Genomic DNA, 23,323 nt, shown 5'->3' with positions numbered 1-23,323 from the left:
ACCGCGTCGCCGCTTTCGCCAATGAACATGACGTCGCTGCCGTCGCCCCCGTCCATCACGTCATCGCCGGTGCTGCCTAGCAGCCAGTCGTTACCCGCGCCGCCGTTCAGCGTGTCGTTGCCCGTGCCGCCGATCAACACGTCGATCTGGTCGGTGCCAGTCAGCGTATCGTCGCCGCCCGCGCCGAACAAAAGCAAACCGGCACCATAGCCGCCAGCGTCGATCACGTCGTCGCCGGTGTGGCCGTTCACCCGCTCGACCCCGCTCCAGGCTGACAGGTCCAGGGTCGCGCCCGCAGCGTCGATGATCTGCGCCTTGTCATAGCCGACGCCGCCGGTGTCCGTCACAATGTCGGTGCCATCCACCAACATCACGTCCGAGTTCTCACCCCCGTCCATCACGTCGGCCCCGGCACCCCCCATCAACTGATCCGTCGACGCCCCGCCGTCCAGAACGTCATCGCCAGCCCCGCCAACCAAAATATCCGCACCAGCACCGCCAAAAAGAACATCCTGACCCGTATTGCCATACAGCGTGTCCGCCCCACCGCCACCGCTCAAAATGTCGCCGCCATCCCCACCAGACAAAACGTTGTCGACGGCATTGCCAAACAGGGTATCGGCGTGGGTCGTGCCGGATATGTTTTCGATCGCGATCCAGCTATCGCCTGTCGCCGCGCCGGACCCGAAACCGTTGCCCAGATTGACCGTGATCGCCGATGTTTCGCCCGCATAGCTGGCCGTGTCGACGCCATCGCCGCCGTTCAGAACATCCGCCCCTTTTCCGCCATTCAAGATGTCGTTACCGGTGCCGCCGTTGAGCTGATCATTCCCCTCTTCGCCGTTCAATTGGTCGTTGCCGTCGTCGCCGTTCAAGGTGTCGTTGCCACCGCCTCCGTTCTGCACATCGTTTCCCTGGCCGCCGGATATCTCGTTGTCTTTGTGGTCGCCGTTCAGAGAGTCCCCGTGACCAGAGCCGATCAGGCTTTCGACAGCGACAAGGGTATCCCCGCCCGCACCACCGGTGCTGGTTCCGTCAGCAAGTGACACCTGAACTCCAGTCGTGGCGCCCGCATAACTTGCCGTGTCCTTTCCGCTCCCGCCGTCGATATAGTCACTTCCTTCTCCCCCGATCAGAACGTCATTCCCACCTTCGCCAAACAGGGTATCGTCCCCCTTACGACCTTCAAGCGTGTCGGCGCCTGAAGACCCGGACAGCGTCAGAGGCATGTATTCATAGACCGCCGGAGGGCGGTCTAGAAATAACATGTCAGTGGTTTGGAAATCACCCGCTGTCAGCGGCTGACCGTTTGCCGAGTGGATCTCGATCCCCTCGTTGCGGAACTGGATATCACAACCATAGCCGGTCAGCGTGATCGTCAGTTGCGAGATGTCATAGAGCATGTTGAAGCCGGTCAGGTCCAGCGTGTCCCGGGTCGGGTCGAAATCGGTGATCACATCGTGGTTTCCATCCGCGACCAGGACGAACACGTCATCCCCGGTGCCTCCGGTCAGAATGTCCTGGCCTGCACCGTCGATCAGAATGTCGTCGCCACCACCACCGTTCAGAATGTCGTCCCCACCGGCGCCGTCGAACAGATCATCCGCGCTGGTGCCCGTGAAGACCTCGCCTCCGGCGTCGCCACCGACGGTCTGGCCGATGTTGCCGGGGTTGAATCGCAGCTGGGTGATGCCCTCTTCGCTTTCGCTGGTGGCAAAGATCTGGATCGCACCGCCCACGGCTTCGGCTGCTAAGGCCGAGACATTCTGCATCGCCGTTGACATGTCATCGGAAAGTGTGTCGACGTGGATCAATTGTCCGTTCGGCCCCAGCACAAACAGGCTTATCCCGTCATCTGCCCCACCGGCCAACACATAGACGCGGCCTTCGACTTCGACGATTTCAAGTTCGGTCACACCGTCGAACCGAGTGTTAAGATTGTCGATGATATGGTCCACCGGAAGCAGGGAGCCGTCCGGGTGCGCTTGCAGGACGGTCAACGACGAGGACCCGGCTGCGGCGATCACGACGAAGGAAACACCGCCGAACTCAGCACATTCCACCGCCGTGGGGGAAGAGATCCCAACGCCGTCTGCCGCACCCAAAGTGTCACGTTGGATCGGGTGCCCGTTCGGGCCGAGCTCATAGCTCACGACGCCCTGATGCAGATTTGACGCGGCCAGAAGATATGTCGTTCCGCCCACCTCGATCGTGGCAAAATCGACGATGTCTATGCCTTCCGGTAATTCTGCCATCGACGTCATGTCGGTCTTGATCTGAAGTTGGCGGTTGTCACCCAGTTCGTATTCGGACAACCCCGCGCGGGCGATGTTGGCGGTGTAGACATAGGTTGTCCCGCTGATCTCGACGGCTTCGATGGTGGACATACGCCCGCCAGCGCCGCTGCCGCTCCAAGCCAGGCTGTCGACGGGTTGGAAATCGCCCGAGGCGGTGATGGCGTGCCCACTCAATTGCGTGTCCATCCCGCCGAAGCTGACGAAATAAGTGTCGGTCGCGTCGCTCAATATCTCGATCTGCGCGTTGCCAGAGGTGAGCTGGCTGGACGTAAAGGCAATTTCGTCACACATCTGGGCCGCACCATCGCCGGTGACCTCGAACGACGTTCCACCACCTTCGGCGCCCGTCGTCGAATACAGCATAGCCGTTTCACCTTCCCAGTGGATCTCAAGATCCGTCACTCCTGCGGCGTGATTCAATCCTGACCCGACATGGGTTTTCACAAAGGTAATCCCACTCACCCCGCGACCCTTTCCCTCTTACGCGCCCCCGCGTTTTCTGGGGTTCAGAATGCTGTGAATTCGTTAACGGGCGCTTTTGTGAATAAGGTCAGAAAGAGGCGGATTGATTCAATCCAAGCAATGCGGAGGGCCGCGTTGTATTACGAGCGTTCGTGAAAACGTAGGAGATGGGCGTGTAAGTAAAGGGCCGTGGGGCGGGCTCAGAAAGACGCGGGTGGGCTTCACCTTGTCAATATCCTGAAATTTGAAGGCGCAGCTGGCATGGAAGACCGTCTGAGCTGGCAAGAAAGAACAGAGCGATATCCGCCGTGTCGTTGTTCATGACCGCGCGGAAGGTTTGCCGTCAACCGCGCTTGCCCGTTTTGCCACCAGCTTGTTCACGGCGGCGGATATTGCGACTGATCCGGGTATGGCTTCAGAGCCGTCGCAAGAGCACCGCAAGGTAGATCAGGGCAGATTGAAGCCGGGTTTGCCGGTACGCTCCTGCGTTGCACAGCGCGATCAGGCGTTGCATTGGTGAATTCGCCTGACACCTGGCCAAGGCGTCCAAGCGGGCGCGGCTCTCAGGTGTCAGCAGAGCGCGTTGTGCATTCAAGGCCGCAAGGTTTCGGGAGATCCAGTCGCCGTAGCCGCCTCGCAACAGGCTGTGCAGCCGGGTCAGCCCGGTGACCACGCCGCGATGCCCCCCCAGTGCGTTCTTGCCATGCTGCCGGTACAGAACGCCGGGCGTCTGGTCGTGGATCAAAATGCCCCCCGCGCCGGAAATCAGCAGATACAGCCACCAGTCATGAAACGACAACCCGGTCTGCACACCGGCCCGACGCACCAAGTCAAGCGCGGCGCGGTTCAAAACCAAGGTGTTGCCATACATGACGTTCTGCACCAGGGCATTCGCGAACTCCGGCGGGCGACGAAGGCGCGCAGATCGCCGTTTCCGGGCCAGGATCTGGTCGGTCAAAATCGTTCGGCTGGCATAGAGAACTGGAGTGCCTGCGGACGCTTTGGCCTCGGCAGCTTCGATCGCGGCCAAAGCACGGGTCAGGCGGCCGGGTAGCCAGACATCATCTTGATCCGATAGGGCAACCGGTCCGGGCGGCAGGTCGGGATGGCACAGAAGTGACAGGTAATTTGCGGCAAGCCCCGCGCCCGGCCCATTCAGAATGCGAATATCACGTCCCGGGTGCGCTTGGGCAAAGCGCCGAAGTTCATCAACCGTTCTATCGGTCGACTGATCATCACTTGCCCAAAGTGACCAGTTTTCATGCTCCTGTGCGGCGAAGCTGTTGAGCTGTGCGGCCAAGGTTGAGGCCCCGTTGTGGGTGCCCATGAGGATCCGCAGATGCAGTCGGGCGGTGGGTTTGATTGCCAGGAATGGGGCAAGTGCCGGGTGAATCGTCATGGCATCATCCGTTCACGATGTCGCGGTGGTATCTTCCCAAAAGCAACAGGCCAAAAAGTAGACACAGTCCGGCCAGGCCGAAGCAATAGCTCAACGACACATACTCCGCGTCATAGGTTGCATAGATTCCGCGTCGCATCTGGCCGACGACATGGATCAGTGGGTTGAACCACAGGTAATCCTGAAAAGGTTGCGGAACCGTTTCAAAATTGAAAAAAACGCAGGACATCAGGAATAGCGGGCGGTTGATGATGACCCAGATCCGTTCCCATGACGGCAATCGCCAGTTGAGATAGCAGTTCAGAGTGCCAATCCCTAACGCCAGCGCCAGCGCCATCGCGAAGGCCGTCGCAATGGCTGGTACGTCCAGGATCACATCGATCTGGAACCCGACGATGATCGTTGCCACGACAATCACGAACACCATGATCTGCGTCAGCGCATTCAACGTCACCCGCGCAAGGATCGCATCGATATAGGTGACGCCGGGGTAAAAGAGCAGCGGCTTGGAGAATCGCACCGATTGCCCCGCCTTGTTGGCCAGTTCGCTATAAAGGATGAAGGGCAAGAAACCGGACGCATAGTAAAGCGGGAAATTGTCCCCAAGCGCGGGCGCGGTCAGGGCCAGCGAAAACAGGATTGTCATCATTGCAATGCCACCGACCGGTTCGGCCAACGCCCAGAAATACCCCGCCACACTGCGCCCATAGGTCGACGACATCTCGCGCAGCATCAGGGCCAGGATCGTCCGTCCGGTTTTGTGCGGGATGGCCTTCAACGGTGTGTTTGTGTTCATGCGATGCCTTTTCATCCTGTGAACCCGGGCGCGTTAACCTTGCCTTGGGAAGTCCGGCGTTAGGCTCGCAGTAGGCAACCTTTCGGTTAAGAATTCGATAAGTTGGGGCAGTTGATGAAGCACGTGGGCACACCTCAAGGGGACATGGTCGATCCGGGCAGCGTCCCACCGGTCCGACCCGCGGCGCGGCCCGCGCGGATGCACAAACGCCACCGCCGTTTGCTTTTGTCCTTCTACCTGTTCGTCTGCTTTCCGCTGATCGCCGCTGTCGGCTACCTCTATTTCGTGGCGCAGGATCAATATGCCTCGACCATGGGATTTGCGGTGCGCACTGAGGAGGTCAGTTCACCGGTCGAAATTCTGGGTGGCATCACCGATTTGAGCGGCAGCTCCTCCGGCAGTGACACCGACATCTTGTATGAGTTCATCCGCAGCCAGCGTCTTGTGCGACTTGTGGATGAGCGACTGAACCTGCGCAAAATCTATGCCGCCCCGTCGGATCCTGTTTTCGGGTTGGACCCGACTGGTTCGATCGAAGCTCTGCTGACCTATTGGAACCGCATGGTGAAGGTGTATTACGACCCGTCCTCGGGGTTGATCGAGCTGCGGGTGACGGCGTTTCAGCCCGAAGATGCACAGCGGATCGGCCAGGCGGTGTTCGAAGAAAGCACCGCGCTGATCAACAACCTGTCCGCCATCGCGCGCGAGGACGCGACGCGTTATGCGGCGTCCGAGTTGGAGTTGGCGGTCGAACGGCTGCGGCTGGCACGGTTGGCAATGGCCGAGTTCCGGTTGCGCACCCAAATGCTGGACCCCGAAGCGGACATCTTGGGGCGGATGGGCCTGCTCAACAGTCTGCAAGAGCAGTTGGCGGCGGCGCAGATCGATCTGGACATTCTGAACGAAACGACCCGTTCGGGCGATCCACGGGTCGAACGGGCCGAGCGCCGGGTGCATGTGATCGAAGCCCGGATCGTCGAGGAACGTGCGCAGTTCTCGACCGCCGAAGGCACGCCGAACGGCGCCTATGCGACCCTTGTGGGTGAATATGAAAGCCTGGCGGTGGACCGCCAGTTTGCCGAGACTGCTTATCTGGGCGCGCTGGCCGCGTTCGACACGGCCCGTGCCGAGGCCCTGCGAAAATCGCGATACCTGGCGGCCTATGTCGAACCGACGCTTGCGGAAACTGCGGAATATCCGCAGCGCGAGGTGATCCTGTTCACCCTGGCGGCGTTCCTGTTCGGCCTGTGGGCGACGCTGACGATGGTTTACTACAGTGTGCGTGACAGGCGCTGAGACGATGATCCAACTGAGCGATCTTTGGAAGACCTATACCCTGCGCGGACGCAGCACAGTTGTCGCGCGTGGGCTTACCGCGCGGTTTGCAACCGGTCGATCGGTTGGCCTTCTGGGCCGTAACGGGGCGGGGAAATCCAGCCTTCTGCGCATGATTGCCGGCACGATGGACCCGGACGGGGGCACCATCAGGTCGGATGGCACGATCAGCTGGCCGGTGGGCTATGCCGGTAGTTTCCACCCGGAACTGACCGGCGCGCAGAACACCAGCTTCATCGCCCGGGTCTATGGCATCGACACCGAAGAGCTGCGCGACTTCGTCCAGGACTTTTCCGAGTTGGGGCAACATTTTCATCAGCCGTTTCGCACATATTCATCAGGGATGCGGTCCCGGCTGGCCTTCGGCGTATCGATGGGCATCCACTTCGACACCTACTTGGTGGACGAGGTGACCGCAGTGGGCGACGCGGCGTTCCGGCGCAAAAGCGAACAGCTTTTCATGGACCGTATGACACATAGCAGCGCGTTGGTCGTAACGCACAGCCTGGACCTGGTGAAACGCATCTGTGACGAAGTTGTGGTGTTGGAAAACGGGCACATCACCCGGTTCGGCGACGTTGAGGAAGGTATCGCGCATCACCGCAAAATCACGGGCTGATTGCGGTCAGCGCCCCAGGTGCCGTACGCCCCGCTTGGCGGCAAGGGCGATCTGCCGCTGCCGTTCCCGGAACCGTTCGCGGCGGGCGTCGTCATAGTCATCGATGCATTGATGGCAACTCACTCCAGCCTCGTATTCGGGCCGTTTGCGGTCTTCGGGCAGGATCGGGCGACGGCAGGCATGGCACAGTTCATGCGGCCCTTCGACCAAGCCATGCCCAACCGACACGCGCCCGTCGAAGACAAAGCATTCGCCGTCCCAGCTACTGTCATCGGCCGGAACGTTTTCCAGGTATTCCAAGATACCGCCCTTTAGGTGAAACACGTCCTCGACCCCCTGACTGATCAGGTAGTTGGTTGATTTTTCACAACGAATGCCGCCGGTGCAGAACATCGCCACGCGTTTGTTGTGAAACCGGTCCTTGTTCGCCTGCCACCAGGCGGGAAATTCGCGGAAACTGGCGGTATGGGGGTCAATCGCACCTTCGAACGTGCCGATCGCCACCTCGTAATCATTGCGGGTGTCGATCACGACCACGTCGTCCTGGCGGATCAGATCATTCCAGTCCTCGGGTTCGACATAATGGCCAACACGCGCGCGCGGGTCCACGTCCGGCACACCCATCGTCACGATCTCGCGCTTCAGGCGGACCTTCATCTTGCCGAAGGGCTGGTCCTTGGCCGTGGCTTCCTTCCAATGCAGGTCGGCGCAGCCAGGCAGGGCGCGGATATGCGCCAACACCGCATCGATCCCGGCGCGCGATCCAGCGATGGTGCCGTTGATGCCTTCTTTGGCGAGCAGAAGCGATCCGGTCACGCCTTGCGTCTCTGCAAGGTCGAAAAGTGGATCCCGAAGGGCTGACGGGTCGTCGAACCGGGTGAAGTGATAGAGCGCAGCGATTGTATACATGCCCAGCGGAATACGCCTGGTATGGCTGCGGTTCAAGGGGCGGCTTGTCCCACCCGCGCATGGACTTCGGCCACAAGGTCATCGAACGCTGTGCTGGGTTTCAGCGCACTTTTTGCGATCACCAGCTTTCGGTCCAACGCGCGCAACGCAAGGGTCGTCTGCCCGCCGTGTGATTTGACCTCAACCGCCGTGATGGTGGACCAGGGCAGGTGCACGGTCTTGCGCGATATCTGGTTTGCGGGTGCCGTGATGCCGGTATCCTCCAGCCGAATGGCGCGCATGTCGTCACCTGCACGCAAAAGCGCGATCACCGCCGCAGCGACAAGACCCAGGCAAAAGAGGGCCAGCGCCCCAAGCACGATTGGCGCCTGGTCCTGGGACACCTGTCCCAGCCAGCGCAACCGGACCGGGCCATCCACGGTCAGCGCGTCGTGACCGATGAGGACGCCGCAGGATCCGAAGAACACGATGACAATCAGCATCAGCCCCATGGGTGCGCGATATGGGTAAATTTTTGGCTTCATCCGTGTCATAGAGCGACTGCGAACGGCAAGGTCAAGCGCTTGACCCGCTCAGGCCACGGCCTTACCCCTGAAACAACAAAGGAGGCCCCCATGCGTGATGCAAACGAAGCCCTGATCGTGATCGACGTGCAGAATGATTTCTGCCCCGGTGGCGCCCTGGAGGTGGCTGACGGCGATGCGATCCTCCCCGAGATCAACGCCCTGATGGATGATTTTCAAGTCCGGGTTTTCACTCAGGATTGGCACCCGGCGGGGCATTCTTCCTTTGCCTCGTCCCACGATGGCAAGGCACCGTTCGACGTGACGCAAATGCCCTATGGCGCTCAGGTCTTGTGGCCGGACCACTGCGTGCAGGGCAGCCAGGGCGCGGCCTTCCACCCGGACCTGCGCACCGATCCGGCGGATCTGATCATTCGCAAAGGATTCCGGCCGCAAATCGACAGCTACTCGGCCTTTTTCGAGAACGACAAGACGACCCCGACCGGGCTTGAGGGCTACTTGCGGACGCGTGGCGTGACCCGATTGACTCTGGTCGGGTTGGCCACGGATTTCTGCGTCGCCTATTCCGCCGTGGACGCCGCGCGGTTGGGCTTTGATGTGACGGTACTGGAAAGCGCTTGCCGTGCGATCGATTTGAACGGATCGCTGGATCAGGCACGGGGCGACATGCGCGCCTTCAGCGTGACACTGGCCTAAGCCGCACCCTACACAACGCGCCCGCCATGTTGTAATTGGAAAGGCGAACAGAACGGATTGAGCCCATGGTCGACATTGCCACCCGCGTCTACAATCATAACTGGAAGATCGATCCGATTGTCCGGTCGTTGATCGACACCGATTTCTACAAGTTACTGATGTGCCAGTCGGTGTTTCGCAACAAGCGCGACACGCAAGTGACCTTCAGCCTGATCAACCGCTCGAAATCCATCCCACTGGCCGACCTGATAGACGAAGGTGAGCTGCGCGAGCAGCTGGATCACATTCGTTCGCTGTCGCTGAAGCGGGGCGAAAGCACCTGGCTGCGCGGCAACACCTTTTACGGCAAACGCCAGATGTTCCGCCCGGATTTCATGGAGTGGTTCGAAAACCTGCGCCTGCCGCCCTATCATCTGGAGCGGGTGGGCGATCAATACGAACTGACCTTCGAAGGATCGTGGCCCGAGGTCATGTTGTGGGAAATCCCCGCCCTGTCGGTGCTGATGGAGCTGCGGTCGCGCGCCGTGTTGCGCGGGATGGGCAAGTTTGAGCTGGAAGTGCTCTATGCCCGCGCGATGACCAAGCTTTGGACCAAGGTCGAAACCTTGCGTGGCGTCGACGGGCTGCGCATCGCTGATTTCGGCACGCGGCGGCGCCATTCCTATCTGTGGCAGGATTGGTGCGTGCAGGCGATGCTGGAAGGGCTGGGCGAAAAATTCGTCGGCACATCAAACTGCCTGATCGCGATGAAACGCGAGGTCGAGGCGATCGGCACCAACGCGCATGAACTGCCGATGGTCTATGCGGCCCTTGCCGAAACCGACGATGAATTGCGCCAGGCGCCCTATGACGTTCTGGCCGATTGGCAGGAAGAGCACGACGGCAACCTGCGCATCATCCTGCCCGACACCTATGGCACCAAGGGCTTCCTTGAGGACGCGCCCGATTGGCTGGCAGGCTGGACCGGGATCCGTGTGGACAGCGGCGATCCGGCCGAAGGCGCCGAGATCGCGATGCGCTGGTGGCAGGACCGTGGCGAAGATCCGCGCGAGAAGATGGTGATCTTTTCCGACGGGCTGGACGCGGACAAGATCGTCGAGCTTCAGGGCCAATTTGCCGGGCGGGTGAAACCCAGCTTTGGCTGGGGCACATTGCTGACCAATGATTTCCGTGGCCTGACGCCCGACGACGCGCTGGCGCCCTTTTCACTGGTGTGCAAGGCGGTGTCGGCCAACGGCAAGCCCACGGTCAAATTGTCCGACAACCCGAACAAGGCGATGGGCCCGGCGGATGAGATCGCGCGGTACAAACGCGTGTTCGATGTGGGCGCGCAGGCCGAGATTGACGTGATCGTCTGAGGCTCAGCCCAGGAACCGCCGCGCCGCCGCCACCGCGCGGTCAGCGTAGACCCGGTCCCAATCCTCGCCCGGTTGCACCCGGGGCACGATCCACCCCATCGACGCAAACCGCCGCAACATGATGAACATCGGCAAAAGCGCGACCGCGTCGTCTGGCAACGGGCGGGCCGACCGGTAACCGGCGATCGCCGCATCCTGCAATGCAGCCGAATTCGGCAGGCCTTCGTTTTGCGACATCAGCACCGCAAGGTCATACATGCGAAAGCCAAAACCGGCGTCGTCAAAATCGATGAGCGTCACGCTATCGCCGTCCAGAAACACGTTTTCACGAAGCGCATCCGCGTGGATCAACCCGATGTCGCCGCCGCAGTCTTGAAACACGGTCAGCCGATCATGCGCCACAGCGCGGGCGCGCAAAATCAGGGCGCGTTCATCTGCGGTCAGCGTCGGGTTTTCCCAAAACCGGCCCCAGAACGGGTCGTCGCCCAGCAACCCGTCGATGTCCCAAGCGTGTCGTTCGAACCCGTCAGGCAGGGTCATCGCGTCGGTGACATTGTGCAGCCGCGCAATTTCGCGCCCAACCGCATGGAATACCTGCACCTGATCGGCGGGACTGCCCGGCAGCGGTTCACCCGAGGCACCGATCGGGGCGCCATCAACCCAGCTGACGACCGTGGCCAGGCGGCCTGTCGACAGGGTGACAACCGTCTCACCGGACAGTGCCGGGATTGGCGCGGGCACGGATAGCCCGGCCTCGGCGACACCTGTCATCCAGATCAGTTCGGACCGGATCGCGGCCTCGCTTTGATACCCGACCCGATGCAGCCGCAGCGCGGCCCGCGCGCCGGGCAGGGTAATTTCGTAAACGGCGTTTTCACGCCCCTTGATGAACCGCGAGTCCGTGGCACCCCAGGCAGCAAGGGCTTCGTTCAGCTCGCTCATGCCGGCAGACCTTCCAAAACGTCCGTGAGTGTATCGACGAACAGGTCCGCCTGATCCTTGCTGAAACACAACGGCGGCCGGATTTTCAACGCGTTGCCCCAGCGGCCCAGCTTGTTCAGCAAGATGCCACGATCCCGCATCGCTTCGACCACGTCGGAGGCAAACTCCGGGGCCGGGGTCAGGTCCGCATCCTTGACGAACTCCACGCCCAGGAACATGCCCGCCCCGCGAATATCGGCGATCATCGAATGGCTGATTTCACCCAGCCGGTCCAAAGTATAATCGCCAACGTCGCGCGCGTTTTCCATCAGACCTTCGTCCTCGATCACGTCCATTACCGCCATCGCGGCGGCGGCGGACACGGGGTTGCCGCCGAAGGTGTTGAAATAGCCGAAACCGGATCGAAACGCGGCCAGAACCTCGGGTCGCGCCACCACGCCCGCCACCGGGTGCCCGTTGCCCATCGGCTTGCCCATGGTGACGATGTCAGGGGCGAGGCCGATCCGCTCATGCCCCCAGAAATGCCGCCCGGTGCGGCCAAAACCCGGTTGCACCTCGTCGGCGATGATCACGCCACCCGCGCGGCGCACGACCTCGGCGGTCGGATCAAGGAACCCTTTGGGCAGATCCGGGAAACCTTCGTTGGCAAAGAACGGGTCCAGGATCAGGCTGGAGAATCCGTGCGGTCCGGCCTCAAGGTCTGCGATTGCGGCAGCCACGTGATCGGCAAAAGCCTGTGCCTGGCCTTCGATGCTGCCGCCCAACGGGCGCAGGCTGTCAGGGGATGGGACCAGCCGCACCTGATCGCGCCGCCCGCCAATCGGCTTTTTCTTCGACGACAGCTGGCTGACCAGATCGGTGTTGCCGTGATAGGTGTTGTCGGTGCCGATAAACCCCGTCTTGCCGGTCACCGCCATGCCCATGCGCAAGGCGATGTCGTTTGCCTCGGACCCGGTGCAGACCATGATCATTGCGTCCAGCCCATGGCCCATCGTGGCGGTCAAACGCTCGACATAATCCAGGATGCCTTCGTGCAGATACCGCGTGTGCGTGTTCAATGTCAGCGCCTGTGCGGTGATCGCCTCGACCACCTTCGGGTGGCAATGGCCGACATGCGGCACGTTGTTGTAGCAATCCAGATACCGCCGCCCGTCCCCATCCCACAGCCACGCCCCTTCGCCGCGCACCAAGTGCACAGGGTCACGGTAAAAGGTGGTCATGTTCGGCCCCAGCAGCCGTTCGCGACGCTCAAGAATGGCTTTCGTGTCCGACAAGGTCAGTCCTCCTGCACGCGGCCGCGCAGGGATTTCACCTGCCCGCGTTTTGTCTTGGCATCCATACGGCGCCGTTTTGATCCCAATGTGGGTTTTGTCTTGATTCGTCGTTTTGGTGCGACCAGCGCCATGCGGATCATCTCGGCCAACCGCCCCTCGGCGATCTCGCGATTGCGCGCCTGACTGCGGGTATCTTCGACCCGGATCAAAAGCGCCCCGTCGCTGGTCCACTTTCGTCCCGCGATCCGTTTCAGCCGCGCCTTCACTGCGCCGGTTAACGCAGGGCTGCGCGCCGCTTCGAAGCGCAGTTCGACCGCCGTGGACACCTTGTTCACGTTCTGCCCGCCGGGGCCGGAGGACCGGGTGAAGCTTTCGCTCAGTTCCCAGTCTTGCAAGATGATGTCGTCGGTTACGCGGATCATGGCGGCACACTAGCGCCGCGCCCGGCAAACGAAAAGGGCCGCCCGCATATGGGGCGACCCTTCGAGAATTGAGGAGGTGGGGCCGGTTAGACTGCTCGTCAGCTTGGCCCGCGACCTTGACCGGGGAATGCCCCGATCAAACGCGTACTACGCTGTTCCGGCACCTCGCTCCATTGCATCTCTAGACATGGACACCTCCTTTCTCAAAGTTTCGATAAGGGAAGCCTGCCACAGATTTTGCGTTTGTCAAAAGTTTTCACGCAAGATTTTGTGAAAATCTTGCGACGAGTAGGCGGAAGGGCACCAGGGCGATCAGCGCCAGGACCAGTTTCACGCCCCAATCGGCCACCGCAAGCGACACCCAGAGCGGCACCTCGGGCCCAGTCCCCAGAAGCGGCAGAACCTCGCCTGCCCAGCTGACGTCGTTGCCCGGCTCAAGAAAGCTGAGTGCGCCGGAAAAGGCGATGGTGAAGAATAAAGCGGTGTCGACCGACGACCCGACCAGCGAGCTGACCGCAGGCGCGCGCCACCAGCGGCCGTCGCGCAGCCGGTCGAAAATCGCCACGTCCAGAAGCTGCGCGGTGAGAAAGGCGAAACCCGATCCGATCGCGATGCGCAGTGTCACCAGCGGGCCGAATTCGCCCATGATCTGCGTGCCGATGAAGGAACAGGCGACGCCCACGACAAAGCCTGCGAACACGACGCGCCGCGCGGCGGCGGATCCGTAAACCCGGTTCATCACGTCAGTGACAAGGAAGGCCAGCGGATAGGTGAACGCGCCCCAGGTCAGCCATTGGCCGAACAGGAATTGCACCAGGATGTTCGAGGCCACGACGATGGCGGCCATGGCGATCACGCCAGGAAGGATACGTTTCATAACATTGGTCCGTTTTTGCAAGGTAGCGGAGACTTGGCCCTGAAGATCAGGAACGCGCGGTCTCTACGCGGCGCATGGTCGCGGGTCAAGTCATTCCGGGACCACGTATTCCACGATCTCGGTCACTTGGAAAAACTGGTAATTGTCGTCGGAAACCATGGTCAGGCGGATCAACCCATCTTCGTCGCGCCAGACGGCGATGCCCTCAAGGTTGTCGTGCACCCCTGCGCCGGTTTGCAACAACGTCTCTTCGTTGCGCAACCCCTTGGCACCGATGTCGAACCGGCGCACCCTGCTGGAAAACCCAAGCAGCCCGCCCAGGTGGCGCTCCAGGACATAAAGCTTGCCGTCCGGTCCGACGTCGGCCCCCACGGGCAGAAACGGCGCGCGGCGGGGGATCGACAGCTTGTCGTCCCATTTCCCGTTTCGAAACCGGTAGACCGGGAACGGTCGGCTGGTCCCACCAGACCGTTCGGGCAAAGTATACAGCGCCCCGTCCGGCCCCATCGCCAGCGCCTCAAGCGATGAATTGTTCTGCATGCCGGCAAAGTCGGGATGGGTTGGCAGGGTCGTGGCAGGGGCTGTCGGGTCGGCATAGCGACTGACGCGGTGGGTCGCCTCGAAACTGACGAAAAGCGCACCATCCCGATCCATCGCCAAACCTTCGCTGTCGTCGTGATAGCGTGGCAGCGCCTTGCCGTTGATGTGTTTCAGCGGCATCAGCGCTTCGGCCTCGATTTCCGTCAACCGACCACCCTCGCGGGTCAGACGCCCCTGCGTGATCCAGCCCCGATCCGAGATCGCGACGAATTGCGCCCCGTCATCCGTGAGCTCAAGCCCCGACATGCCGCCGAACGCCTCAACCGTGCCGCGCCAGATCAGCGAGGACAGAAAGACCGCGCGATCAGTCGGATCAGCGCGCAGGCCAAGGGACAGGATCGCAGCCGCCGCCGCCCCTAGTCCGAGGACAAGACGCCGGCGCATTGCTTTGGAAGGTCCGAAAGTGTCAGCTCACGCCGCGGTTTGGGCGGGGGCGCGTTGGGGTCGGGCGGGGGCGGGTTCAGGATGTCATGCACCCACTTGTCCGCGTCCGCGCACCCATCGCCAGCGGGCGGCGGGGCCTGATCCACACAGCCTTTGGCGCCTTTCGGGCATTTCAGGCGCACATGGAAATGATAATGGTGCCCCCACCAGGGGCGGATCTTGTTCAGCCAGCTGCGGTCGCCGGTTTCGTCCTTGCACATCTGCACCTTGGCGCCGGGAAAGACGAAGATCCGTGCCACGGCCGGGTCGCTCGCAGCGGCTTTCAGGATCTCGTGGTGCGCGCGGGTCCAGCTGCTGTTCACATAGGCGCCGTTCGCACGGCGCATCGAGATCGAGCTGAGGTTCTCACGCTCGCTGCGTGTCAGGTCCAGCCGGTTGGGCGGCAGCATCCAGATGTCGATGTCCAATCCGGTCTGGTGACTGCGATGGCCCGAGGTCATCGGCCCACCACGCGGCTGGCTCATGTCCCCGATATACAACCCGTTCCATCCCGGCTGTCGCGCGGCCTTGGCGCTGAGCCGTTTGACAAAGGCGACGGTGTCTGGCTGCGCCCAGTTGCGGTTGCGAGACAGGCGCATGGCCTGCCAGGTCGGTCCGGTTTCCGGCAACTGATCGGCCCCGGCCTGACAGCCCTTGGCGTATCCGCCCAAAGGGGTGGGACGTTGCGCCGAGGGGGTCGATTTGGAGCCGAACAGGGCCTTTGCCGGCCCCTCGGCAACTGCTGAAACAGTGGCCACCGTGGTGGCGGTGCAGCCTGCCAGGGCAAGCGTCAACAATGCTTTTCTGAGTTTCATGAACCGACCTCGTCACCATACCCGTTCGGGTTGACCCACCGTAGCATTACCAACCCGATGACGAAAAGCACGATCAGCGGGGTTACGCCGAGCTGTTGGCTCCCTGTCAGGGCGGTCACGATGCCAATGCCGATCGGGGCAATGAAACTGGTCGCCTTACCGGCCAGGGCGTAAAGCCCGAACGCCTCGGTCATCCGGTCGGGATTGGCCTGATGCACCATCATCGTTCGGCTGGCCGATTGCAGCGATCCGCCCGCCGCACCGATCACGGCGCCCAGAAAGTAGAAGGTGAGGTCGGGCAGCGTGCTGTCAGGGGCGACGGGCACGCCGAACACACTGTCGCGCGACACGAAGACGACGCTGATCGCAACCAGGGTCAGGGTCCAGATGCACGCGGAGATGACGGGTTTCGGCCCGAAAGCATGATCCGCCTTTCCCCCCAGCCAGGCGAAGATCGCCCCGGTGATGATCGCAACGATGCCGAAAATGCCGACATTCAGGACGCTCCAGTTCAGCACACCGGCCGCATATATGCCGCCGAACGCGTAGATCCCGTTCAGCGCATCGCGATAGAACATAGAGCTGCCGAGATAGGCGAACAGGCTGGTGTTTTTCGGCAGGCGGCGAATGGTGCGCCCCAGGTCTGCCAGTGCGTGTTTGATCAGCTGCGGATCCGGGCCGCTGTGCTTGGGGTCGCGCACCCACAGGAAAAACGGGATCATGAAAACGGCGAACCAGATTGCCGCCAACGGGCCGACGAACCGCGTGCCTTCGCGCGCGGCGGCGTTCAGGCCCAGAATGGGGTCGATCCCCAAAATGGTTTTCCCATCAGGGCCCTCAGCAAACAACGTCAGCATGATGACCAGCGCCAGCAGCCCACCGATATATCCGAATGCCCAGCCATTGCCAGACAGCCTTCCGATCTCATCACGCGGGCCCAGGTCGGGCAGCATCGAGTTGGTGAAGATCGTGGCGAACTCCATGCCGATCAACCCGATGGCGAAGAACACCAAAACCCAGGTCAGGTTGGCAAGGTCTGGCGCGGCGAACCAGATGGCGACTCCGCCCGCGACATACATGACGGAAAACACCCAGATCCACCGCAGACGGTTGCCCGAATTGTCGGCGATCGCGCCCAGGATCGGGGCGAGCAGGGCGATGCAGATGCCGGCGAAGCCGACGGTGAATCCCCAGGTCGCCTGCGCCTGCGCCCCGTCGCCGATCAGCGACTTAATGTAGGGGCCGAAAATGAAGGTCAGGATCAGCGTGTTGTAGGGCTGGCTGGCGAAGTCGAAAAAGAACCACCCCCAGATGCGTTTCTTCAGTGAAATGCCGCTCATGCCCGTCCCCCGTTTCCCGTGGTATGACAGGCAAAGACCCGAAGGGGCAAGGGTTAGCTCTGAGGTGGCCAGGGCCGTTCGTGATCCGCGTCGATCCAGGCCTGAACCCAGCGCGGCAGGTCGGGGCGATCGACCGTGACGCCGATGGCTTCGATCACCTCATCGGGGGGCACCACGCCGCGCCGGCCCGTCACCGCACCGCGGATCAGGATATGGCTGGTGCAGTCGCCGCCACGCCACATGCTTTGTTCGATATAAACGAACCGCGCATCCCAGCCGACAACGCGGGTACGCATTTCGAACCTCTGAAAGATCGTCACCCGTTTGCGATACCGCACCGAGGCCCCGGCGACCACGATCCCCCAGCGGTGTTTCATCAGCGCCCGGGTCAGCCCGATCCGGTTGCCCATCGGCACGCGGCCCAGATCATACAGGGTCAATGTGCGGCCGTTATTCAGCTCGCCCCACAGGTCCAGATCCCAAGGCCAGCAGATGTGGTGGCTGACATGGGTGTCCAGAACGCCCAGCCCATCGGGTTTGCGATGAAGCAGCATTTCCTTGAGAATGCGAACGACTGGGTACATGGCGATCTCCTTCGCCCGCCCCATGCCGCGCGTTGACCGGCACGTCAACCAAGACATCGCGTCAGGCTTGTGCTTTCCTGTCGCCACGCCTAGATCAGGATGAACGCTTTACACGGGACGCCCAGATGACCTCTCTGTTTCAAATTCTCATGCTGATTCTCGACTTCGTCTGGTTCATCATGATCGCCCATATCATCATGTCATGGCTGATCAACTTTCAGGTCTTGAACCTGCGTCAGCCGATTGTGGCGCAAATCTGGTATGGGCTGAACCGGCTGCTGGAACCCATCTATGGCCGCATCCGGTCGTTCCTGCCGGACATGGGCGGCCTGGACCTGGCGCCGCTGGTCGCGCTTTTGATCGTCTATGCCCTGCGCATCGTCCTGATCAACAACGCCATGGTCTTCATGTAAGCCCCTTGTGCGGGCCGGGTCCGCATGGAATGTTCGCCTGAAAAACAAGAGCAGCCATGCCCCGTGACACCGACCTTCTGAAATCCGTTTTCGGTTTTGACGCGTTTCGACCTGGACAGGCCGAGATTGTCACAGCCGTGACTGCGGGCGAAAACACCCTTGCCATCATGCCGACGGGCGGGGGCAAGTCGCTGTGCTTCCAGCTTCCGGCGCTGCTGCGCGATGGTGTCACGGTGGTGATATCCCCGCTGATCGCCCTGATGCGTGACCAGGTGCGCGCGCTGAAGGCAGCGGGGGTCGAGGCGGGCGCGCTGACCTCTGGCAACACCGACGAAGAAACCGATGAGGTGTTTGCCGCACTTGAGCAGGGGCGGCTGAAGCTGCTCTATATGGCACCCGAACGGCTGGCCTCGGGTGGGACGCAGACCCTTCTCAAACGCATTGGCACCTCAATGATCGCGGTGGATGAGGCGCATTGCGTCAGCCAATGGGGCCACGATTTCCGCCCGGATTACCTGCGCATCGGCGACCTGCGCCGGGCGCTGGGCGTGCCGCTGGCGGCCTTCACCGCCACGGCGGACGAAGAAACCCGCGATGAGATTGTCGTCAAGCTGTTCGACGGACAAGCCCCGCGCACCTTTCTGCACGGCTTTGACCGCCCGAACATCCACCTGGCCTTTGCCGTCAAGGACAGCCCACGCCACCAGATTCTGGACTTCGCCGCCAGCCGCAAAGGCCAGTCCGGCATCGTCTACTCGGCCACACGTGCCAAGACCGAAACCCTGGCTCAGGCCCTGCGCGAGGCGGGGCATCAAGCTGTGTCCTATCACGCCGGGATGGACCGCGATGATCGCCGCGACGTTGAACGCCAGTTCCAGCAACAGGACGGGCTGATCGTCGTCGCCACCGTGGCTTTTGGCATGGGGATCGACAAGCCGGATATCCGCTGGGTCGCCCACGCCGACCTGCCCAAGTCGATCGAAAGCTATTACCAGGAAATCGGCCGCGCCGGGCGCGATGGTGCCCCGGCCGAAACCCTGACCTTGTTTGGACCCGAAGACATCCGCCTGCGCCGCGCCCAGATCGACGAAGGGCTGGCCCCGCCCGAACGGCGCGCCGCCGATCATGGCCGGCTGAACACACTTCTGGGCCTGGCCGAGGCCCAGGGCTGCCGCCGCCAGCGTCTGCTGCAGTATTTCGGCGAAACGGCCGAGCCTTGCGGCAATTGTGACCTGTGCGACACCCCGCCCGAGGTGTTCGATGGCACCGTCGACGTGATGAAGGCCCTGTCGGCCGTGCTGCGCACCGATGAAAGCTTCGGCGCCGGGCATTTGATCGACATCCTGACCGGGCGCGTGACCGACAAGGTGCGCGACCGGGGGCATGACGGCCTGCCCACGTTCGGCGTCGGGCAGGACCACGACAAACGCATGTGGAACGCGATCTTTCGCCAGATGATGGGGCTGGATCTGATCCGCCCGGATCCCACGCGCCACGGTGCGCTTCGCATAACCGAAAAGGCGCATCCGGTCTTGCGGGGCGAAGAACCCGTGCAGCTGCGCCGAGACACGCTGAAGGCCCGCGGGTCGCGTCGGCCCGAGGTCAAGCGCATGGTCTCGGACGAGGATGAACCCTTGCTGTCGGCCCTGAAGGCCAAACGCCGCGCCCTGGCCGAGGCCGCGCGCGTGCCCGCCTATGTCGTGTTCACCGATAAGACACTGATCGAAATGGCCGAAACCCGGCCGCAAACCTTGGACGACATGGCGCGCATCGGCGGCGTTGGCGCGAAAAAACTGGAAAGCTTCGGTCAGACCTTTCTTGAGGTCATCGCAGGCGACACCCCGGCTATGCACCCCACCCGGCGCAAGCTGGCGGGGCGGGCGGCGGGCACGTTGTTCGACCGGCTCGAAGCCGCACAGGCTGCGCTGATCCGTGGCGAGGACGGGACCGGAAAGTACATGTCCTGCACCACCACGACCCTGCGCCAGATTGCCGAGCGGCGACCGGCGGCCTTGTCCGACCTTGCGCGCATCGCCGGTATGGGTGAACAAAAGGTGGATCGGTTCGGCGCCGCGTTCATCGCCGCCATCGAAGAAGAGGAATAGCCATGCTTGTCGTCGTGTCCCCCGCCAAACGCCTGGATGAAACCCCACCGCGCGACGGCATGGGAACCACACCGGTGTTCCTGGATCAGGCTGGAATTCTGGCTGAAACCGCCAGCGCCCTGTCGAGCGCACAGCTGGAAAAACTGATGCATATCTCGCCCAAACTGGGGGCGTTGAATGTCGAACGTTTTGCTGCTTTCGGCTCCGGGCAGGGTGAAAAACCGGCGCTAGAGATGTTCGCGGGGGATACCTATGCAGGGCTTGATGCCGGTTCGCTTGAACCTGACGAGCTCGCTTATGCTCAGGATCACTTGCGCATGCTCTCTGGCCTTTACGGACTTCTGCGTCCGCGCGACCTGATCGCGCCGCATCGCCTTGAAATGGGTTCGCGTCTGAAGAATTCACGCGGCAAAAACCTGTATGAATTCTGGAGCGATCAGGTGGCCCTGGCGCTGAACGCACAGGCTGCCAAGGTCGGTACCGATACCTTGGTGAACTGCGCCTCGGTCGAGTATTTCTCGGCGGTCGATCCCGCGGCCTTGTCGCTTCGGGTCATCACGCCCACCTTTCTTGAGGAACGGAACGGCACCGCGAAGGTGGTCAGTTTCTTTGCGAAGAAAGCCCGCGGGTCCCTGGCCCGGTTCATGATCCAGCGCCGGATAACCAATCCCGAAGGGTTGAAGGATTTCGACCTTGGTGGTTACCGCTTTCGCGGCGACCTTAGTGAGGGTGACAATTGGGTGTTCCTGCGCGACTACCCGGACCCCGCCTGACGCTCAGACGGCCACATCTTCTTGCGGCAGGGGCGGAATAACACCTTGCGGGCAGCTGGACTCGATCTCACCCAGAATGGCCGGTTTGCGCAAAGGTTTTGTCAGGTGGGCGTCCAGCCCGTGGCTCTTGATTTCGTCGCCATCTCCCGTCATCGCGTGCGCCGTCAGGGCCACGATCCGGGTGCGGGGCAGGGCGTCCGCTTTTTCGGCGGCGCGGATGGTGCGGGTGGCTTCCTTGCCGTCCATCTCGGGCATCGAAATGTCCATGAAAATCAGGTCAGGCTTGAAGACCTCCCAAGCGTCGACCGCTTCGCGCCCGTTGTTGGCAAATTGCAGATCGATATCCAGCGCCTTGACGAGTTTTGAAAACACAAGCTGGTTCGTCTTGTTGTCCTCAGCGGCCAGAATGCGCATGCGGCGGGCTTCGGAGTGGGATGACGGTTCGGTGGCCGTCGGGGAATTGGTATCCTCGACGGGGATGATTGGGTCTTCAACAGGCGGGTTCGCAGACAGGTCCACCCGCAAGCCCGACAGGGTGGCAATCAGGTCCGGCCGCATCAAAGGTTTTTGCAGCACATGTGTAACCTGACTCGTGTCGCCCGGCCGCCCCCCCGCGCCAGACAGCGAGGCTAGAAGGAGGACGGGCACATGCACACCGGAATTTCGGATCTGCTGCACCAGATCGATACCTGGACCTTCGGGTAGCACTTGGTCGACAAAGATTACGTCGGCATCATGGGCTGATGCCAGCGTCGCGCTTGCGTCCTCTGTCAGCTGCACCTCCAGCCCCAACGTGATCAGGCGTTTCTCAAGGATGTCACGGTGCAGATCGTCGCCCATCGCCACAACTGCGCGTTTCAACCCGTCTGGCAAATTGGGCTCGGTGCTGTCTTCGACGACCGGTAGGGACACGTGTAGGCCAAAGCACGAGCCCACACCTTCCTCACTTTCAACCCAGATTTCTCCGCCCATCAATTCAACAAGTTGCCGGGTGATGGCCAGGCCCAAGCCGGTGCCTTCGAATTTGCGATTTCTTTCGTCTTCGACCTGATTGAATTCACCAAACACGTGATCGCGCATCTCTTCGGGAATACCGATCCCGCTGTCTTCCACGGTGATGTGGATTTTCTGGCGCGGGCCCGGCTCGACAGGAAGGCCGACGACGCGGATTAGGACATGCCCCTCGGAGGTGAACTTCACCGCGTTGCCGATCAGATTGGTCAGAATCTGACGCATACGCACCGGGTCGCCTTCGTATTGTGTGGGCAGGAACAGGTCATAGTCGATCGAGATCTGCAGACCCTTTTCATGGATCGACGGCCCCAACAGGGTGATGATGTCCAGGATGGTCTTTTCAAGGTCGAACGGTTCAACCTTCAGGGACAGCTTGGCCGCTTCGATCTTGGAATAGTCCAGCACGTCGTTGATGATGCTCAGAAGCGCGTTGCCCGAGTTTCGGATCGTGTCCACATACAGCCGCTGTTCCTCGTCCAGCTTACTTTCCGCCATCAGATCCGCCATTCCGACGACGCCGTTCATCGGGGTGCGGATTTCATGTGACATGTTGGCGAGAAAGGCGGATTTCGCCCGGTTCGCGGCCTCGGCCCGGGTGCGGGCGTCTTCAAGATCGGCCTCACGCTTGATCGTTTCGGTGATGTTCAGGCCCAGTGTCACGACATCGCCATCACGCCCGCGTCGGTCCACCATGCGAATGAACGTGCCGTCGAACAGTTTCACCACCTTGGTGGGGATTTCGGGGGTCGCCCAGCGGGCCAGCATTTCGTCCTTCCAGGCTGCGGGACGCACGTCACCGATATCGATGATGCCCTCCTCAAGGATGACCTGGATCATGTCGGAATAGTGCACGCCGGGGCCGATACATTCCAACCCGTCGAACGGCACCAGATAGGCGGCGTTGGCCGCGATCATCCGGCTGTCCGCGTCGAATACAGCAAACCCGTCCTCGATCGTTTCGACCGAATCCCATAGGCGGCGCTTTGCGATCAAGACCTCATGGCTGACCTTTTCCAAATCGGCGCGGACCTGCACGTTTTCGCCCTTCACCTCCTCAACAACCTCACGGGTTTCGACGATTTCGTCGGACAAGGCGCGGGCGTGGCTTGATAGTTTTCTGTTTGCCTCGTGCAGCTCGGCCTGCTTCTGCGCCAACAGCCGTTCCGCCGCCATGCGGGCGCGCCGTTCCTGTGCCAATGTGTTGTCCAGGTTCATCCCCGTGTCTCCGTCCGTGCCGGGCGTTGTTGGCCCGCCTTTAAGGCAGATCATGAACAAACTAGGTGAACAGGGCGTTAATCCGAGGCCATTTCCTGAAACGCTCCGGGAAACCGGACCGAGAGTCGCGT

Annotated in this window: 21 protein-coding genes; 7 read left to right on the top strand and 14 right to left on the bottom strand. The window is 61.7% G+C overall.

Annotated features, from left to right (window positions below):
• From MN188_RS17715 to MN188_RS10415, 3 genes are all read right to left on the bottom strand, one after another.
• The coding region (locus tag MN188_RS17715; RefSeq protein WP_242108939.1) for a calcium-binding protein at window positions 1–2,759 on the bottom strand (2,759 nt) is incomplete at its 3' end.
• 415 nt (window positions 2,760–3,174) lie between these two features.
• Window positions 3,175–4,158 (bottom strand): glycosyltransferase, encoded by a 984-nt coding sequence (locus MN188_RS10420; RefSeq protein WP_242108937.1) that lies wholly within the window; start codon window positions 4,156–4,158, stop codon window positions 3,175–3,177.
• 4 nt (window positions 4,159–4,162) lie between these two features.
• Entirely contained in the window at window positions 4,163–4,954 is a 792-nt protein-coding gene (locus MN188_RS10415) for an ABC transporter permease (RefSeq protein WP_242108935.1), read from the bottom strand.
• Between the two features lie 114 nt (window positions 4,955–5,068).
• On the opposite strand from MN188_RS10415, the gene MN188_RS10410 reads away from it, so the two are divergent.
• Complete coding sequence (locus tag MN188_RS10410) at window positions 5,069–6,250, top strand: KpsE/RkpR family capsule polysaccharide export protein (protein WP_242108934.1); 1,182 nt, start codon at window positions 5,069–5,071, stop codon at window positions 6,248–6,250.
• Between the two features lie 4 nt (window positions 6,251–6,254).
• The gene (locus tag MN188_RS10405; protein WP_242108932.1) at window positions 6,255–6,908 is read left to right on the top strand and encodes an ABC transporter ATP-binding protein; all 654 of its coding nucleotides are present in this window, start codon (window positions 6,255–6,257) and stop codon (window positions 6,906–6,908) included.
• A gap of 6 nt (window positions 6,909–6,914) precedes the next feature.
• Here the strand turns inward: MN188_RS10405 and trhO are convergent, their stop codons facing one another.
• On the bottom strand, window positions 6,915–7,817 hold the full coding sequence (trhO, locus tag MN188_RS10400) for an oxygen-dependent tRNA uridine(34) hydroxylase TrhO (protein ID WP_242108930.1): 903 nt from the start codon (window positions 7,815–7,817) through the stop codon (window positions 6,915–6,917).
• Window positions 7,818–7,849: 32 nt separating this feature from the next.
• Window positions 7,850–8,341: a hypothetical protein gene (locus tag MN188_RS10395; protein ID WP_242108928.1), complete on the bottom strand. Its 492-nt coding sequence runs from the start codon at window positions 8,339–8,341 to the stop codon at window positions 7,850–7,852.
• 90 nt (window positions 8,342–8,431) lie between these two features.
• On the opposite strand from MN188_RS10395, the gene pncA reads away from it, so the two are divergent.
• Together pncA and pncB are read left to right on the top strand one after the other, a co-directional pair.
• Window positions 8,432–9,037 carry a bifunctional nicotinamidase/pyrazinamidase gene (pncA, locus tag MN188_RS10390; RefSeq protein WP_242108926.1) on the top strand — a complete coding sequence of 202 codons (606 nt, stop codon included), beginning with the start codon at window positions 8,432–8,434 and terminating at the stop codon, window positions 9,035–9,037.
• A 65-nt stretch (window positions 9,038–9,102) separates the two neighbouring features.
• A complete protein-coding gene (gene pncB, locus MN188_RS10385) occupies window positions 9,103–10,395 on the top strand; it encodes a nicotinate phosphoribosyltransferase (protein ID WP_242108924.1) in 1,293 nt (430 codons plus the stop codon).
• 3 nt (window positions 10,396–10,398) lie between these two features.
• Here the strand turns inward: pncB and MN188_RS10380 are convergent, their stop codons facing one another.
• From MN188_RS10380 to MN188_RS10345, 8 genes are all read right to left on the bottom strand, one after another.
• Window positions 10,399–11,337, bottom strand: coding sequence for a phosphotransferase enzyme family protein (locus MN188_RS10380; RefSeq protein ID WP_242108922.1), 939 nt, complete (start codon window positions 11,335–11,337; stop codon window positions 10,399–10,401).
• Window positions 11,334–12,611: an aspartate aminotransferase family protein gene (locus MN188_RS10375; RefSeq protein WP_242108920.1), complete on the bottom strand. Its 1,278-nt coding sequence runs from the start codon at window positions 12,609–12,611 to the stop codon at window positions 11,334–11,336. The genes MN188_RS10380 and MN188_RS10375 overlap by 4 nt, the downstream gene beginning before the upstream one ends.
• 2 nt (window positions 12,612–12,613) lie before the next feature.
• Complete coding sequence (gene arfB, locus MN188_RS10370; protein ID WP_242108918.1) at window positions 12,614–13,033, bottom strand: alternative ribosome rescue aminoacyl-tRNA hydrolase ArfB; 420 nt, start codon at window positions 13,031–13,033, stop codon at window positions 12,614–12,616.
• Between the two features lie 256 nt (window positions 13,034–13,289).
• Window positions 13,290–13,910: a queuosine precursor transporter gene (locus MN188_RS10365; RefSeq protein WP_242108916.1), complete on the bottom strand. Its 621-nt coding sequence runs from the start codon at window positions 13,908–13,910 to the stop codon at window positions 13,290–13,292.
• Between the two features lie 90 nt (window positions 13,911–14,000).
• Window positions 14,001–14,894, bottom strand: a complete 894-nt coding sequence (locus MN188_RS10360) for an esterase-like activity of phytase family protein (protein WP_242108914.1) — start codon at window positions 14,892–14,894, stop codon at window positions 14,001–14,003.
• Window positions 14,867–15,748: a penicillin-insensitive murein endopeptidase gene (mepA, locus tag MN188_RS10355; RefSeq protein ID WP_242108911.1), complete on the bottom strand. Its 882-nt coding sequence runs from the start codon at window positions 15,746–15,748 to the stop codon at window positions 14,867–14,869. The genes MN188_RS10360 and mepA overlap by 28 nt, the downstream gene beginning before the upstream one ends.
• A complete protein-coding gene (locus MN188_RS10350) occupies window positions 15,745–17,088 on the bottom strand; it encodes an MFS transporter (RefSeq protein ID WP_242108910.1) in 1,344 nt (447 codons plus the stop codon). Before MN188_RS10350 ends, mepA begins: the two co-directional genes overlap by 4 nt.
• 53 nt (window positions 17,089–17,141) lie before the next feature.
• Entirely contained in the window at window positions 17,142–17,672 is a 531-nt protein-coding gene (locus MN188_RS10345) for an acyl-CoA thioesterase (protein ID WP_242108908.1), read from the bottom strand.
• Window positions 17,673–17,797: 125 nt separating this feature from the next.
• Between MN188_RS10345 and MN188_RS10340 the strand changes: the two genes are divergently transcribed.
• From MN188_RS10340 to yaaA, 3 genes are read left to right on the top strand one after another with little or no spacing between them, the layout of a single operon-like run.
• Window positions 17,798–18,085: a YggT family protein gene (locus tag MN188_RS10340; RefSeq protein WP_242108906.1), complete on the top strand. Its 288-nt coding sequence runs from the start codon at window positions 17,798–17,800 to the stop codon at window positions 18,083–18,085.
• Between the two features lie 56 nt (window positions 18,086–18,141).
• Window positions 18,142–20,190 (top strand): DNA helicase RecQ, encoded by a 2,049-nt coding sequence (gene recQ, locus MN188_RS10335; RefSeq protein WP_242108903.1) that lies wholly within the window; start codon window positions 18,142–18,144, stop codon window positions 20,188–20,190.
• A 2-nt stretch (window positions 20,191–20,192) separates the two neighbouring features.
• Window positions 20,193–20,963: a peroxide stress protein YaaA gene (gene yaaA, locus MN188_RS10330; protein ID WP_242108901.1), complete on the top strand. Its 771-nt coding sequence runs from the start codon at window positions 20,193–20,195 to the stop codon at window positions 20,961–20,963.
• Window positions 20,964–20,966: 3 nt separating this feature from the next.
• Here yaaA and MN188_RS10325 read toward each other — a convergent pair whose 3' ends face one another.
• Complete coding sequence (locus MN188_RS10325) at window positions 20,967–23,192, bottom strand: ATP-binding protein (protein WP_242108899.1); 2,226 nt, start codon at window positions 23,190–23,192, stop codon at window positions 20,967–20,969.
• Window positions 23,193–23,323: the final 131 nt, after the last annotated feature.

It is taken from the genome of Aliiroseovarius subalbicans, from assembly GCF_022678625.1.
Lineage (GTDB): Bacteria > Pseudomonadota > Alphaproteobacteria > Rhodobacterales > Rhodobacteraceae > Aliiroseovarius_A > Aliiroseovarius_A subalbicans.
The sequence above is the reverse complement of the archived record's forward strand: the minus strand, read 5'-3'. Positions and strand labels throughout refer to the sequence as shown.